Annotated in this window: 15 protein-coding genes and 1 pseudogene; 5 read left to right on the top strand and 11 right to left on the bottom strand. The window is 63.6% G+C overall.

All coding sequences use genetic code 11. The features are described 5' to 3' along the window. Positions 1-68 precede the first annotated feature (68 nt). From HBA99_RS22330 to HBA99_RS22320, 3 genes are all read right to left on the bottom strand, one after another. Positions 69-3,290: a bifunctional cytochrome P450/NADPH--P450 reductase gene (locus tag HBA99_RS22330; protein ID WP_234798072.1), complete on the bottom strand. Its 3,222-nt coding sequence runs from the start codon at positions 3,288-3,290 to the stop codon at positions 69-71. A gap of 138 nt (positions 3,291-3,428) precedes the next feature. After that, positions 3,429-4,175: a cutinase family protein gene (locus tag HBA99_RS22325; RefSeq protein WP_109494236.1), complete on the bottom strand. Its 747-nt coding sequence runs from the start codon at positions 4,173-4,175 to the stop codon at positions 3,429-3,431. A 53-nt stretch (positions 4,176-4,228) separates the two neighbouring features. Continuing rightward, complete coding sequence (locus HBA99_RS22320) at positions 4,229-4,711, bottom strand: DUF4383 domain-containing protein (protein WP_064409829.1); 483 nt, start codon at positions 4,709-4,711, stop codon at positions 4,229-4,231. A gap of 55 nt (positions 4,712-4,766) precedes the next feature. On the opposite strand from HBA99_RS22320, the gene HBA99_RS22315 reads away from it, so the two are divergent. Together HBA99_RS22315 and HBA99_RS22310 are read left to right on the top strand one after the other, a co-directional pair. Further along, on the top strand, positions 4,767-5,480 hold the full coding sequence (locus tag HBA99_RS22315) for a TetR/AcrR family transcriptional regulator (RefSeq protein WP_234798073.1): 714 nt from the start codon (positions 4,767-4,769) through the stop codon (positions 5,478-5,480). 255 nt (positions 5,481-5,735) lie between these two features. Further along, positions 5,736-6,704 (top strand): acyl-ACP desaturase, encoded by a 969-nt coding sequence (locus HBA99_RS22310; protein ID WP_199252986.1) that lies wholly within the window; start codon positions 5,736-5,738, stop codon positions 6,702-6,704. Between the two features lie 27 nt (positions 6,705-6,731). Here HBA99_RS22310 and HBA99_RS22305 read toward each other — a convergent pair whose 3' ends face one another. Beyond that, positions 6,732-7,160, bottom strand: a complete 429-nt coding sequence (locus HBA99_RS22305) for an Hsp20/alpha crystallin family protein (protein ID WP_030097258.1) — start codon at positions 7,158-7,160, stop codon at positions 6,732-6,734. A 170-nt stretch (positions 7,161-7,330) separates the two neighbouring features. Between HBA99_RS22305 and HBA99_RS22300 the strand changes: the two genes are divergently transcribed. The 3 genes and pseudogenes from HBA99_RS22300 to HBA99_RS25050 all read left to right on the top strand — a co-directional run. After that, entirely contained in the window at positions 7,331-7,990 is a 660-nt protein-coding gene (locus tag HBA99_RS22300; protein WP_057965458.1) for a VC0807 family protein, read from the top strand. A gap of 20 nt (positions 7,991-8,010) precedes the next feature. Beyond that, entirely contained in the window at positions 8,011-8,679 is a 669-nt protein-coding gene (locus HBA99_RS22295) for a VC0807 family protein (RefSeq protein WP_070951939.1), read from the top strand. A gap of 44 nt (positions 8,680-8,723) precedes the next feature. Further along, positions 8,724-9,287: pseudogene (locus HBA99_RS25050) on the top strand (VC0807 family protein); the annotation flags it as partial. A gap of 56 nt (positions 9,288-9,343) precedes the next feature. Here the strand turns inward: HBA99_RS25050 and HBA99_RS22290 are convergent. From HBA99_RS22290 to HBA99_RS22260, 7 genes are read right to left on the bottom strand one after another with little or no spacing between them, the layout of a single operon-like run. After that, complete coding sequence (locus HBA99_RS22290; protein ID WP_070921138.1) at positions 9,344-9,895, bottom strand: GNAT family N-acetyltransferase; 552 nt, start codon at positions 9,893-9,895, stop codon at positions 9,344-9,346. An 18-nt stretch (positions 9,896-9,913) separates the two neighbouring features. After that, a complete protein-coding gene (locus HBA99_RS22285) occupies positions 9,914-10,789 on the bottom strand; it encodes a 5-oxoprolinase subunit C family protein (protein ID WP_057965457.1) in 876 nt (291 codons plus the stop codon). Then, positions 10,786-11,433 carry a 5-oxoprolinase subunit B family protein gene (locus tag HBA99_RS22280; RefSeq protein WP_064409826.1) on the bottom strand — a complete coding sequence of 216 codons (648 nt, stop codon included), beginning with the start codon at positions 11,431-11,433 and terminating at the stop codon, positions 10,786-10,788. The genes HBA99_RS22285 and HBA99_RS22280 overlap by 4 nt, the downstream gene beginning before the upstream one ends. Before the next feature lie 39 nt (positions 11,434-11,472). Continuing rightward, on the bottom strand, positions 11,473-12,186 hold the full coding sequence (locus HBA99_RS22275) for a queuosine precursor transporter (RefSeq protein ID WP_030097252.1): 714 nt from the start codon (positions 12,184-12,186) through the stop codon (positions 11,473-11,475). A gap of 10 nt (positions 12,187-12,196) precedes the next feature. After that, positions 12,197-12,589 (bottom strand): hypothetical protein, encoded by a 393-nt coding sequence (locus HBA99_RS22270; protein WP_070941525.1) that lies wholly within the window; start codon positions 12,587-12,589, stop codon positions 12,197-12,199. Beyond that, on the bottom strand, positions 12,589-13,569 hold the full coding sequence (locus HBA99_RS22265) for an ABC transporter substrate-binding protein (RefSeq protein ID WP_081347740.1): 981 nt from the start codon (positions 13,567-13,569) through the stop codon (positions 12,589-12,591). The genes HBA99_RS22270 and HBA99_RS22265 overlap by 1 nt, the downstream gene beginning before the upstream one ends. 60 nt (positions 13,570-13,629) lie before the next feature. Continuing rightward, positions 13,630-14,172, bottom strand: a complete 543-nt coding sequence (locus HBA99_RS22260; RefSeq protein WP_191985279.1) for a TetR/AcrR family transcriptional regulator — start codon at positions 14,170-14,172, stop codon at positions 13,630-13,632. Positions 14,173-14,183: the final 11 nt, after the last annotated feature.

Here is a 14,183-nt window from a genome sequence, read left to right as displayed (position 1 = left end):
GAGTCAGGGACCTTCAAGAAACACTACGTGCCGCCGAGGCCGGGCTTCGCGGCGCGGGAGTGTATGCCTCACTCGGTCCAGACGTCCTCCACGTAGCGATCGGCCTCCACTAGGCCGGTAAGCCAGTTCCGTGCCTGGGGTTCGGTGGCGCCGGTGTGCTTTCGGTAGATATCCAAGAATGCCTCCCGGACGGCTGGGGCCATCTTGCCGCCGTCGCCACAGACATACACATGGGTCTGTTTGGCCGGATCGCCGAGCAGATCCCAGACGTCGTCCGCGTCGGCGGCAATCCGGTCTTGTACATACTTGATGCCGTTCTCGGATGCGCGAGAGAACGCCGGGCGCATGTGGACCACGCCCGACTGTTCGGCGGCCGCGAACTCGTCCCGGAACAGATAGTCGACTTCCGGATGCCGGACGCCGAAGAAGCAGAGTGCCGGAGCATACGGTTCGCCGGCGCGCTGTGCGGCCAGCCGGTCGCCGACAAATCCCCGGAACGGTGCGACTCCGGTACCGGCACTGACCAAGATGACATTGCGGGCGGGGTCGGCGCCGGCACGAAACGCCTGCCGGGCCTGGTCGACCCGTGCCCGTATCTGTTGTCCTGGTGCGATGTTGGCGAGATAGTTGGAGGCCACTCCTTGATAATCTCCGAACCCGGATCGGGCTGGGGCATCGAGCACGCTGACCACCAGCTCGACGATCCCCGGGCTCTGCCGTGCCGAGGACGCTATCGAGTAGTGCCGTGGCGTCATCGGCTCGAACAGTTCAAGAAGTTCGGCGCGCGACAGCGTGGTGGCGGGAAACTCCATGAGGCACCCCGCGATACCGAGCGAGCGCGTCTCTGGATGCTCGGCGAGCGCCTCCAGCGCGGATCGCTCCGGTGGGCAGGGGTTCGCCGCGGCCAGCCGGAGCAGCTGCGTTCTGGTGGCCGGCTTGCGCAGTTCGACGAAGTGGGTGAGTAGCTCGCGCACGCTTACTTCGCGGTCCAGCGCAATGGCCCGTCGGCTGTTGCGCCGGGTGTTGATGGAGATGCGCCGTTCAAGGATGAGGCCGAGCAACTCGCCGGCTTTGTCCACGATTTCGGGCTGGTTGTCCGCGAGGACGGTGAGGTGGTCGCCGGTGTGATATTCGACGTCGGCGGGCAATGCCACCCGTACCAGCCGCTTGGCCTGTCCCAGTGGGTTGTTGGCGCCGACCAGTTCCCGGTTCTCCAGAACGGTCATGGGTATTACCTCGAACCGGGCATCGATTGCCGCCGTCACCGGCCCGTCGATGGCGCGGAGTTCGTAAAGGGGACCCTCGAGGGTGCCGGTGGGAGTATCCGCACTGGCGACCGTGCCCAACGACGTCCAGAGTGCTTGCGAGAAGGACTCGACGCTGCCTGCGAAATCACCGGAAGTGTCTGCCTCGCAACGGGAAACAATTGGCGTGCCACCGAGCGCGGCGAGGCGTTCATCGATTTTTCGGGGCACCGCCTGGTACGTCTCGGCCCAGTTCCGGTCTCCGACGCCGAGTACCGCGTAGCGCAGCCCGCCGTCCGCACGCGCTTCTGCGCTATCGAGCCAGGTGAGGAACTGTCGGGCATCGTCAGTTGGTTGACCGTTGTAGGAGGAGGCGACGACCACCGTGGCACCCTCGCTGGGCAGGGCGTGTGTCGCTTCGTTCAGCGGGGCCACCGTCGTCCGGTAGCCGAGATCGGAAGCTTCCTCAGCCAGTTGGTGTGCCAGTGCCCGACAGGTGCCCAGGTTTGAGCCATGGAAGACGGTCAGCGCCGATCCGGGTACAGCGGTGACCGCCAGTTGCCGCGACTCCTGTGGTGTCGGGGTGGCCGTGGCTGCCGACTCATGCTGGCGGTCCTGGGAAGTACGTCGCGCCAAGCCAATCCGAAAGCCCACCGGTTTCCGGATGAGATCACTTTGGGTGCGCAACTGGTAGTGCTCGGAGTCGATGAAGCGGTATCTGTGTACCAGTGTCGCTAGGGCCATCGTCGCCTCGTGCAGCGCGAACTGCCGTCCGATGCAGGATCGGGCTCCGGTGCCGAAAGGTTTGAACAGGTTCACCGGTCGCTTGGCAGATCGTTCCGGCGAGAACCGGTCTGGGTCGAAAGTCTCCACGTTGTCGCCCCATTGCGGCTGACGGTGCAGCGCGGTCGTGAGGACAGTGACGACTTCACCCTTGCGCACCGGGTAGCGCCCGGCGAGCAGGGTGTCTTCTGTTGCCATTCGGTCGAATTCACGGACCGGGGGCGAAAGCCTGAGTGTCTCGTCCACGATTTGACGGATGTAGCGGAGCTTGCCGATTTCGTCGAACGTGGGGGTGTGCTCGTCTCCCGGCCCGAACAGTGCGTCCACCTCGGCCTGAGCCCGGTGAAGCACGGCAGGGTTTTTGACCAGGCTGTAGAGCGCCGTCGGCATCACCGTGGAGGTGGTGTCCTGCCCGGCGATCAAGAACGTCAGGACCTGAGAATGAACGCTGCTCAGCTCCAGTGCCGGGGTCTGCGGGGTGCCGGGCGCGAGCATGAGTCCGAGCAGGTTCTCGTGCTCGTCCGCACCGTCGTCGTGCCGGGTGATGAGCTCATCGATGAAGGTGTGCAGCTTCTGCTGTTCGGCCGCGAACAGGTCGCTGTTCTCGCCTCCAGGAGCCAGCATCTGGTGCAGTGCGACGGCGAAGCTCGCCGGAATAGCCGCAAGTCCCTCCCGCTGGTAGGAGTCGAACCTCGCCCCGAACCCGGCTAGCCCGACCGTGTCCATGGCGAGTTTGCCCAGATCCTCGGCCACGTCCACAAGATGCTCGCCGGTGCTCGCATCCCACCGGGCAAGGAGCTGACGATTGATATCGAGCATGGCCGGGTGGTAGTTGCGTAGACCGCTGAAGCTGAAGCCGGGCAACAGAACATCGTGGGCCTTCTGCCAGTTCGGCTCGCCCGGGTAGGCGGTGAACAATCCGTCGCCCGCGAGTGGACGGAATCGGTCCAGCCGGTCGGTGATGCCCTTGATGAACCGGCTCTCGTCGCACAGCTCCTCGACCAGTGCCAGCGAGCACGCATACAGCCGGCGCGAAACCCCGAAATCGGCATAGAAGAGCGGCCCGAACTCCTCGACCAGCAGATCTGCGGGCAGCGCGTAGGGGCGGCCCGCCACCGGGCCGGGTGGCAGCGTTCTTCCGTCGGCGCAGGGAATGCCTTCGATCTCCGGTGGACGTGCGGGTGAGGTGTACTCGCCCGGCTCCACCACGCGAATATCGCTGCTCATGCGCTCGTCGCCCTCCACTCCCGCCGGTGTAGTCATTCGTCTACATCATGACCATCCACGACTGTACACATGTGGCTACAACCCGCGCAATGTCGTGGTTTGGGGTGGTTTGATTGTTCTGCGTCAGGCCGTCCCGGCACGCCGGAACCGGCAAAACGGGGCGCTTGGCTCCGGTTATGCGCTGGGTGCGCAGGTCGCGGAGGTGCCCGACGGCTCGCTGCTCTGGCAGCGATTTCCCAATGCGGCGACCAGGCGCTGAACCACAGTCTCCGCCGCGCCGTCGGTGAGTTTGTCCTTGGCGTAGGTGGTGTGCGAGACGATGTCCCCGCCCTGCGGATCGCAGAAGAAGTCTCCGGGGTTGCAGACGTCAATCACCTTGTGCAGCAGGTCTTCGCGGATCGCGAGGTTGGCATCGACGCCGGGTGGCCGAATGTTCTTAGGATCACCGAACAGCACAATGGAGACGATGCGCTGCTCGAGCCCGGCGGGCAGGGGATTGGTGAAGGTGTAGGTACCCGGGGGAGTGTTGCCCAGCAGCACGTCGACTACTGCAGCGCCCTGCGCATACCCCCCGACGACGAATTTCATCTTCGGGCAGTCGGCGGCCGTCTTCTGGATGTGCTTACTCAGATCGTCCGAGCCCTTGCCGGCCTGGATGAAATCGATACTTGCGGGATAGTCCACGCCGTAGGTGGAGATGGTCATCCCCTTGGCGCCCTGCAGTTGCTTCTTCACGGCATCGGTGAATGACTTGCCGACGTCGCCGAGGCCCGCGGGCTCGTTGGTGCCACGCGCAAAGGCCAGGTCAATGTCAGTGCAGCTCGAGGCGTGCGCGGTCTGCGGGGATTGCAGCCCGTACCCGCCGAGCAGGATCAAGAAGGCAGTGGCGGCCGCTGCCGCGCGGCACATCGCAGTTCGCACGGCTTTCAAAATACCGACCGGCTCGATTGCCCGCCCAGTGCGACGGAGGACTCCTAGGAGGCCGGGACGGCCTGGGTTACGGGTGACTTGTTTCCGCTCGCCACGCCGGCGGCAGCGATCAGGGCCAGGATCAGCCCCTCGGAGCTGTGGACCCAGTTGCCGACGGTATCGACGGCCATCACGCTGCACACGGTCATACCGCCCCCGATGCACACTGCCACCATTGCCCAGTAGACCAGCGCCACCACGGCCGCATAGCGGATTGCGTTGGTGCGAGTGCGGGCGCCAATCAGTAGGGCAATACCGGTGGCCAGGTGGAAGAAGGCGTGCCAGCCGTTGACGGCGACGGGGATGACGCCATACGCGTAGAACGATGCCCGGTACATCTCGTGCGTGGAGTGCAGCGGAAATTCGTGGTTGATCATCAGTCCGATCGCCCAGTTGCTGACGAACCATGACCCCATGAGGAAGGTAAGGAACTGAACGCGGCTCGCGCAGACTTCCTGGATGTAGCGAGAAAACGCTGCTCGGGACATGTGTCCTCCTCCGTTGGAGATCGTGAGACAATTTACATCTCTTTGTCTCTGAAGTATGGTCGGCATCCGGAGGAGTGACAAGGAGCGCGCGACGCAAGTGACTGAGGACACACTGCTCAATACGCTGGCCTCGGCCGACCCTGCTGCGCTGCGCCTGCCCGATAATGTCGACGAACTCACTGAGCGGGTACTGACGGCCGCGTTCGAACAGATCGCGGTGGTGGGCTGGCGCCGATCCACGGTTGATGACGTCGCGAAGCGCGCTGGGCTGAGCCGTGCGACGGTCTACCGGCGATTTCCGAACAAGAAGGCCCTCACCGAAGCGGTCGTGTATGCGGAGCTGCGTAAATACATGATCGGGGTGTCCGCGCGTGTCGAGGGCCGCACGATGACGCTGGCCGAACGAATGGCTGAAAGCTCCTCCTACACTGTTGAATTCATCATCGATCACCCGCTTCTGCGGAGGTTATTGGAAACCGAGCCTGACTCGATCCTGCCGTCCCTCACGGTGGAGGCCGGCCCGCTCATCGGGACGTTCCGCGAGTTTTGCGCGAGCCTCTGGAAGAGCGAGATCTACGGTGACGCAGAGGTTTCGGAGCAGATGCTGGCTCACTTGCGTACGGTTGCCGAGCTGCATATACGTATTGCCCTGTCCTTGATTCTGACGCGGCAGACGGTGATAGACCTGGAGACTCCGGAACAGGCGCGCCGGTTTGCGCTGGACTATCTGGCCCCGATGTTGGACTCGGGCGGCGATTCCTCGGTGTGAGGGCGATGTGACACGGCCCGATTAGTGATGTTGCTCTCACGGCGCTATGGTGCTGCGAAGCCGGTTCGAATATCGGGTCTGTAGCAAGCCGTTGCCCAGCTGTGGGGGCCGAAACAGGCATGGTGACCCGTCCGGCGGTGTGGTCGGGGTGGAAGTTGCAGGCAATCAGTCGTGACTGACAGGCGCCTTAAGGCATTGCTCAGATAAGTTACCCTGTGCGTGGGCTCGGGGTTCCAACGCGAAAGACAAGGTGAAATGTCAAGAGAGTTGACCGACCTTGAGATGCTCAGCGAGTTGGAACCCGTTGCTGAAGCCAACCTTAACCGGCATTTGTCGGTGGCCACGGAGTGGCATCCGCACGACTACGTTCCCTGGGAACGTGGTCGTAATTTCGCGCAGATGGGCGGCGACGACTGGGACCCGGAGCAGTCACAGCTGAGCGAAGTTGCCAAGGCGGCGATGATCACCAATCTGCTTACCGAGGACAACCTGCCGTCCTACCACCGTCAGGCGGCCCAGTACTTCGGTCTTGATGGTGCCTGGGGAACCTGGGTGGGGCGTTGGACTGCCGAGGAGAACCGGCACGGCATCGTCATTCGCGACTATCTGGTTGTGACGCGGGGTGTAGATCCGGTGGCGTTGGAGCGGGCGCGGATGGAACACATGACCGCGGGCTTCAATCCCACCGATGAGGAAGAGTCGGTACACAAGACCGACTTCCTGCTCTCGGTCGCGTACACCACGTTGCAGGAGCTGGCGACCCGCGTCAGCCACCGCAACACCGGCAAGGTGTGCGACGATCCCGTCGCGGACCGGATGCTGCAACGTGTCGCTGCCGACGAGAACCTACACATGATCTTCTATCGCAATATGTGCAGTGCCGCACTGGATCTCGTGCCAGATCAGGCGTTGGAGGCGATTGCCGCGGTGATCGAGAATTTCCGCATGCCCGGTCAGGGCATGCCGAACTTCCGCCGTAATGGTGTGCTGATGGCCAAACACGGCATTTACGACCCCCGCCAGCATCTCGAAGAGGTAGTCACGCCGAATCTACGGAAGTGGCGGATCTTCGATCGCAGTGATTTCAGTGCCACGGGAGAGCAGCGACGCGAGCAGCTCGCCGCGTACGTGGAAGACCTTAAGCGCCAAGTCATTAAGTTCGAAGAGCAGCGCGACCGCATGCTGGCCCGTGAGGCGAAGAAAAGGGAAGCCCGCGCCGGATAGTGCGGACTTCCCTTCTCGGCCTGCCGATTACTTGGTGATCTCGATCTTCTGCGCCTCGGCGTTTGCGTAGGCGCCGGCGACCTTGACGGTCAGCACGCCGGCGTCGTAGCTCGCCGAGATCGCATCACCCGTCACATGGGTGGGCAATGTGAAGGTGCGACGGAACGTGCCGTAGCGGACCTCGCGCAGTACGCGTCCTTCCGTTTGTTCGGCGCGTGCGTCGCGGCGCTCACCGGACACCACCAACTTGCCGCGTTCCACCTCGACCGTGACGTCCTGGTCGACGTCGACGCCGGGCAGGTCCAGACGGACCAGGGCGTCATCGCCGTCCTTCACGACCTCGGCGGACGGAACGAAACCGGGGGTGGGCCAGCTGGTGGCCGGGCCGAAGGACTGACGTACCAGCGCGTCGAACTCGGCGAACGGGCTGCGGCGTGTCCAAACCAGATTGCTCATAGCGTGTCTCCTTCTATAGGGCCGGAATCTGAACCGGCCGTCACACGTACAAACTTGAGTGACTCGCGCTAAAGTTCCGTTTTCTGTACGCCGACGGCGAACGCGCGCGCGAGCTCATCGCCGCTGCGTGCCAGCCTCTGATTCCCAGTTTCGCCGGGTACCCTCGCCGCGTGCCCGAGCAGCCCGCAGAGAATCAGAAGGCGTCAGCGCGCGTCGTGCTCCGGCACACCCTTGCCAGCGTCGGACCATCCCTCGGCACCTATTACCTGCTGCGTGCCTTTGGGCAACCCGAGATTCACGCGTTGATTGCTGCCACGGTGGTCGCCGCGATTCAGGTGTTGATCACGGTGGTCAAGAACCGCAAGTTCGACGTCCTGTCGGGCTTCCTGATGTTCAACTTCGGGCTGAGTCTGGTCATCGCGCTCGTCACCTCCGATGCACGTATGGCCCAGGTATCCAACACGATTCCCGGCATCCTGCTATCGCTGTTTCTTATCGGAAGTGCGTTCATCGGCAAGCCCCTCACCGAACTGATGATCGCGAAGGCTCGGCCTGGGCGAATCGAAGAGATTGCGGCCGAACACCATTGGACTCCGGAGAACTTCCGTTCGTATCACCGGATGCATGTCCACGTGAGTTTGTGGTGCGGTGTCATCAGCCTGCTGCTGTCGGCAATATCGATCGTCATCATCTACAGCTTCTCGGTTGATATCGCCCAGGCGGTCAACCAAATCTTCTCCCTGGTGACCACAATGGGACTGATCATCGGCATCATTGTGGTTATCCGACGCTACCTTCAGCGCATGACGTACGACTCGCCCGCGGCCTGACGACCGGATACAGTCGCGCGGTGTCACTGTCCACCGAGCAGCCCGAAACCGAGAGCGGGATCTCGCCCCGCCAGCTTTTGATCGAGGGCGTGCTCAATGTCGGACCCGCGCTATGTGCCTACTTCGGTCTGCGCCTGGCAGGCTTCTCGGAGCTGCACGCGCTGATGGCCGCCACCGCGGTATCGGCCGCCCAGGCGTTGGTGAAGATGGCGTGGAAGCGGGCCCTGGATCCGGTCTCATTGCTGGTGGTGCCCATCTTTGGCGTCAGCCTCGTCATGGCGTGGCTCACCCGCGACCCACGTTTGTCACAGGTCACCAATGAGGTGCCGGGCATGTTGCTGGCCAGCTATTTTCTGATCAGTGCGCTCATCGGCAAGCCACTGACCGAGCTGTTGGTCACCAAACTCTGGCCCGGCGGCGTGGAGAAACTGGCCGAGGAACAGGGCTGGACCGATGAGGACCAGCGCTCGTACCACCGGCTGCATGTTCTCGTCAGCTTCTGGTGCGGGATCTTCAGCCTGCTGTTCTGCGCCTTGATGGTGGTGATCATCTACAGCTTCTCCGTCGATGTGGTCCAGGCGGTGAACCCGGTGGTGTCGATGCTCACCACGGGGGGACTGATCGTGGGCGTCGTCGTTGCGATCCGGATGTACTTGCGCCGTAAGGAGCGCGCCCTCGCTGGCAGGTAGCCCCGCTTTCTCAGGCTCTCTTAGATTGCGTCGGTACCGTCGCTGTGGTGAGTGGGTTGGGTAAGGGTGCAGGGAAATTCACACTCGGACACGCTTTGGTCAGTGCCGCGCTCGGCCTGGGTACGTACTACGGGATGCGCCTGCTGGGTGCCTCGGAGTTGCACGCCCTGATGGCCGCGGCGGTGGTCTCCGCGCTGCGCGTCATCTACACGGCATTACGAGACAGGCGCTTCGACATCGTCGCGGGATTCATCATGCTGATGCACGGCGCGACGCTCGTGGTCGCGCTGCTGACCAGCTCACCACAGCTGGCTCAACTCACCCACGTGGTCCCGGTGGTGCTGTTCGGCCTGTTCTATATCGGTAGCTGTCTGACGAAACGGCCTCTCACCGAAGTCATCATCGACATGATCCGCCCGGGTTGGGTAGCACGCCATCACTGGGGCGATGCGGACTTGCGCGCCTATCACCGGATGCACGTGCGGCTCTGTGTGATCGTCGGCTCGCTGGAGTTGGTACAGGCCGCTGCGATGGCGGGAATCATCCTGCGGTATCCGGTGGACATCGCGCAGGTGGTCAACGGCCTACTGGCGACGGTCGGCAGTGCTGCACGGCTGGCGTTTGTGATCGCCGTGATCTGGGTGTTCCTGCGTCGCCGCGGACATCACCAGGCGTCGCCGCCGCGCCAATCACAGGTCAGTGAGCCGGAGGGGTCAACCCCGGAACTCATCGGCAGTACGTGCACGCCCTCATCCGCTGCGGGCACGATGCCGTCTGCGGTCGCGACGGGAGTGGTTCCGAGCCAGGGGACCCAGCCGCGCGCCCGATAGAACGGCGCGACCTCGTCGTCGGCGCTCAACGCGCCCAGCTCATAGGCGCCACGCAAAACCTGTTCGGCCGCGTCCATGATTGCGCGCCCGAGCCCGTTGCCGCGCCAGTCGCTATCTACCGCAACGCCTTCCACGTATCCGGTGCGTATGGCCCGCCCTTGATGGAGCAGCCGGCGCTGGATCACCGCGGCGTGGGCGATGAGTGTGCCGTGGTACCAGATGAGCGCATGCATGCCGCCCAGGCAATGTTCCCAGTCTTCCTCGGTGAACTCGCCCTCAAAGGCTTCGATCAGTAATTCCCTTGCCGCATGGCGTGTTTCGCTATCCAGATCGGCGGTGTGTATGAGTCGCGCGGTGTGGGTCCGGATGACGGGTACGGTCGGCATCGTAGACACGGGATGCTCCTAGCTGAGGCGCGGTCTTGACCAGCGGAACCGAACGGTTTGTCCTGGTCGCACCTGGGCGGCCAGATCCACATCCTGATCGGTGATCACCCCGATGACCGGATAGCCGCCGGTCACCGGATGGTCAGGGCCCAGGATAACGGGCTGGCCGCCGGGTGGCACCTGGATTGCACCGCGGATCACGCCCTCGCTCGGCAGCTGCCTGGCGGGGTCGCGTAGCTCCAGAGGCTTACCGCTGAGCCGGGTGCCTACCCGGTCGCTGCGATCGGAGACGATCCAGCTTCCGTGTGTCAGCTCGTCGGGATCGACGAACCAGTCGTCACGCGGACCGGGCACCACCTTGAGTTCGACGATGTCATCGGACATGGTGGCTACCGGTGCTTGCTCGATCTCCGGGAAGGAAGGGGACCGTGGTCCGACCGGCAGCCTGTCCCCGGCCTGCAGCGGCTTGGGGCCGATGCCAGACAGGATGTCGAAGCTGCGCGAGCCCATCACCGGCGCCACGCTGACTCCACCGCGCACGGCCACGTAGCTACGCAGGCCACTGAGCGGTGCGCCGAGCGACACCACATCGCCATCTTGAACTTGGGTAATACTGTTGGTGCCGAAGGGAATTCCGTTGACGGACGGATCGGTGTCGGCACCGGTCACAGCCACCACCGCATCACCGCCGGAGACCCGAAATGACATGCCGCCCAGTGTCACCTCGATGGTCGCCAGATGATCGGGGTTCGCCACCAACCGGTTGGCCAGCGAATGCGATTTGCGATCGGCTGCCCCGGAGCGTCCGACACCCATGGCCGCCTTGCCGACGCGCCCGAGGTCCTGAATCAGAGCGAGAGGGCCGGTGCGCATTACCTCAAGGGTGGGTCTCATGCGATCGTCCCCTGGGTTTGTACTTGGAACTGGACACGGGTGCCGGGCGTCAGTAACGCAGGTGGGTTGCGGTCGAGGTCCCAGATGACGGCGTCGGTGCTGCCGATCAGTTGCCAGCCGCCGGGAGATTCACGCGGGTAAATCCCACTGAACTCGCCGGCGAGCGCGACGGCACCGGCAGGTACTTTGGTGCGCGGGTCGGCGCGGCGCGGGATGGCCAGGCGTGTGTCCCCGCCCACGAGGTACGCGAATCCCGGTGCGAATCCGCAGAATCCGACGGTCCATACCGTTCCGGTGTGTGCCGCGATGACACCGTCTACACCGAGGCCCGTGTGCTCGGCAACTTCTTCGAGATCGAGACCGTCGTACCGGACCGGGATGGTCACCGGTGGCGAGGCGGTGCTCTCCGCCGTGCCCGTCGGTGCCGTGCGTTGCGTCAGCCGGTGCCGCACTATGGCCTGGTCGGCCGGGCTGTCGAGCTTGAGAAGTACGGTCCGGGACGCGGGAACGATATCGGTGACGCCGTCGATAGGGTCGGCATTCAGCGCCGACGTCCACGCCAGCACTTCCTGCACGGATGTGCACTCGAGCAACAACGCCCGATCCCCGTGATCCCGCACCTTCAAATCCGTTGCGGTACTCATATTTCGACGGTACTCCCGTGGCCACGCCTAGGGGCGCATTTATCCGGCCTGTGTATAAGTCGGCTCGTGCTTCTTGATGTAGGCGATCACCCGATAGGTAATCGGCAGCATCACGATCTCCACCACCGACTTGAAGATCCAGCCCAGGGCCGTGTACGTCGCCAACTGGCCGAAGGTGTGAATGCCCAGCGCGGTGGCCGCGATGGAACAGAACACCAGTGAATCGGCGAACTCGCCGATAACCGTCGAACCCACCAGTCGCGCCCACAGGTGGCGTTCCTTGGAACGCTTCTTCATGCGCACCACCACGAGCGCGTTAAGTGTTTGTCCAACAAGATATCCCGCGAGTCCTGCCACCATGAGCGTGGTGATGCTGGTGACGATGGTGGAAAAGGCCTCTTGGTTGGGATAGAAGTCGGCGGGCGGCAGGATCTTGGCCGTCCACAACACCAGGCATGCCAGGAGTTCCATCGCGAACCCGAGCAGGATCACCCGGTTGGTGGCGCGATACCCGTAGACCTCACTGAGCACATCGCCGATCACATAGCTCAGCGGGAACAGCACGAATGCCCCATCGGTGATCAGCGACCAATCGCCGACCACAGGGCCAAAGCCAATTGCCTTGGTGGCAGCCACGTTCGAGATGAGTACGACTCCGACAAAGACAGCCGACAGCAGCGGATAGTAGCTGCGGCCCACCTGGGCGAAGACCACATGATCCTGGGGGCTTGTCTCGACCTCGCTTGTCGCCATTCCGCGAAGTCTAGGGTGCGTGCTTGCAGTGGGGCGCGGGTGGATTTGTCGCGCAGGGCGGAGGGCGGTTGGGCATGGTGGCGGCCGAGTAGATCAACAATGCCGCCGCCGCGAGATACACGACGAAGCCGATGGTGAAGGCGCGAAGCCATTGCCTGCGGGGAAGCGCCAACGGCAGCGTGCCTGAGGCCAGCAGTCCGCAGGGCAGGGCGAGCACCATTCCGATGATCAGCCCGTAGCCGTGCGGGTCGGCGAACGGATTCGACGACAGCCGGGTCGACAACACCATGTATGCACCCAGTGCGAAGACACCAAGAGCTATGGCGCCGACGATGCCACCGACTACGCGAATCACAACGTCAGCCCAATACGGCTGGGCCGGTCGGGCGGGTGGGTAGTTCATCACCCCAGTACTCGGGCCAGCTGGGGGACCAGGTTGTCCGCCACGTAGGTCAGACTCAGCGGCGAGCTGAAGTTGATGGCGCCGGCCAGCTCCTTGCTGGTGAAAATGCTGCGGTTCAGCAGCGAGGAGCCCAGTTTGGTGATCACCGGGTCGGCCTGCAGCGCGGTGCTCTGTTCGTCGGATTCGGTGCCCCACAGCAGCACATCGGCCTGCCCGAGCACACTGGCAAGCTGATCGGCCGGAAGATGGGCGAGCTGGTCGGCCTTGCCGTAGCTCTCCAATTCGGCGGGAACAGCCAATCCGAGGGAGCTGAGGAATCCGGTGCGCGGTCCGGATCGATACGCGATGGCCTGTCCGTCGAGCAGTTCACCCTGCAGGTAGATGACCTTCTTATCCTTGAAGCTGGGGTGCGCAGACGTGGCCGAAGCGAATCTGCTGTCGACGGCCTGCGCCACGGCGTCCATCTCCGACGGCTTGAACACGGACTGCCCGATGGCCTTGGCCTGGTCCTTCCACGGCTCGAAGAACGCGTACTTGCCCGACTGCGCGATGGTCGGTGCGATACCGGACAACTTGTTGTAGTTGTCCTGATCCAGCCCGGCGTTGGTGGCCAGGATGAGGTCGGGTTTCAGGGATGCGATCTTGTCGACCATCAGTCCGTCGGTAAGGGTGAGCACCTCGGGTGTGGCCGCGCCCAGGCGATCGGTAGCCCATGGCCAGGTGGCGAAGGGGAATCCTCCGTACCACTCGGTGACCGCGATAGGGACGATGCCCAGCGCCAGCAGGTAGTCATGCTCGGTGTACCCGGCGCTGACGATGCGCTGCGGCGGGGTCTTGACTTCGGTGGTGCCGAACGCGTGCTTGATGACGGCGACACCGTTGCGCTCGGAGGTGGGGGGAGAGTCCTTGGTGCAGGCAGCCAGCGCGGTGCCCGCGGCGAGCGTGGCACCGGCAGCGAGAAACCCGCGGCGGGTCAATATCGCGGACGGCACATATCGAGAGTAGCTGGCACATGCACTCAGGGGGTGCGGCGATGTTCGTTAACGGGCTACCAGCCGGCGTGCCGCCTCGGCGGCTGCGGTGCGGCGGTCCGCGAGCACGTCGTCGCCGAGCGGTTCGCCGACAATCCGGTCGATACCGAATCCGCTAGCCGCCATCGAGTAGGCGATATCGATCAGCATCATGAGCAGACATGTGGGGTCCCACGCCGGGTCGATGAGCCCGCACTGCTGGCCCCGGCGCACCTCGTCGAGTTTCGCCTGGAAGATGCGGCGCAGTACGTGGTTGTCGAACATTCCGTCGGGGGCTTCCAGCTCGATCCAGCGCTGTAACCGTGCGCCCTGGGGGTCGGCGACGATGTTGTCGAAGAGGCCCGCGACGTAGCCTGGCACATCGTCGGCGCGCAGCGGCACCTTGTATGGCGCATCATTGATCCATTGCGCCACAACGGCTTCAAACAGCTGCTCCTTGCTCTCAAAGTAGCTGTACAGCCGTTCCTTACTTGCGTTCGCATTGGTGGCAATTCGGTTGAGCCGCGCACCGGCGAAGCCGTACTCGGTGAACTCGGCCTTGGCGGCCGCCATGATCCGGTCGT

The sequence above is a fragment of the Mycobacteroides chelonae genome, from assembly GCF_016767715.1.
GTDB lineage: Bacteria > Actinomycetota > Actinomycetes > Mycobacteriales > Mycobacteriaceae > Mycobacterium > Mycobacterium gwanakae.
Note: the sequence above shows the minus strand (reverse complement) of the source record. Positions and strands in the feature narration are given on the sequence as shown.

What these genes read in the sequence shown, in the direction of transcription:
- HBA99_RS22305 (WP_030097258.1), bottom strand. Translation starts at nt 7,160, where the DNA reads ATGAGCAATCTGGTTTGGACACGCCGCAGCCCGTTCGCCGAGTTCGAC.
- HBA99_RS22270 (WP_070941525.1), bottom strand. Translation starts at nt 12,589, where the DNA reads ATGAACTACCCACCCGCCCGACCGGCCCAGCCGTATTGGGCTGACGTT.
- HBA99_RS22320 (WP_064409829.1), bottom strand. Translation starts at nt 4,711, where the DNA reads ATGTCCCGAGCAGCGTTTTCTCGCTACATCCAGGAAGTCTGCGCGAGC.
- HBA99_RS22275 (WP_030097252.1), bottom strand. Translation starts at nt 12,186, where the DNA reads ATGGCGACAAGCGAGGTCGAGACAAGCCCCCAGGATCATGTGGTCTTC.
- HBA99_RS22280 (WP_064409826.1), bottom strand. Translation starts at nt 11,433, where the DNA reads ATGAGTACCGCAACGGATTTGAAGGTGCGGGATCACGGGGATCGGGCG.
- HBA99_RS22260 (WP_191985279.1), bottom strand. Translation starts at nt 14,172, where the DNA reads ATGGCGGCCGCCAAGGCCGAGTTCACCGAGTACGGCTTCGCCGGTGCG.
- HBA99_RS22285 (WP_057965457.1), bottom strand. Translation starts at nt 10,789, where the DNA reads ATGAGACCCACCCTTGAGGTAATGCGCACCGGCCCTCTCGCTCTGATT.
- HBA99_RS22330 (WP_234798072.1), bottom strand. Translation starts at nt 3,290, where the DNA reads ATGACTACACCGGCGGGAGTGGAGGGCGACGAGCGCATGAGCAGCGAT.
- HBA99_RS22315 (WP_234798073.1), top strand. Translation starts at nt 4,767, where the DNA reads ATGGTCGGCATCCGGAGGAGTGACAAGGAGCGCGCGACGCAAGTGACT.
- HBA99_RS22290 (WP_070921138.1), bottom strand. Translation starts at nt 9,895, where the DNA reads ATGCCGACCGTACCCGTCATCCGGACCCACACCGCGCGACTCATACAC.
- HBA99_RS22310 (WP_199252986.1), top strand. Translation starts at nt 5,736, where the DNA reads ATGTCAAGAGAGTTGACCGACCTTGAGATGCTCAGCGAGTTGGAACCC.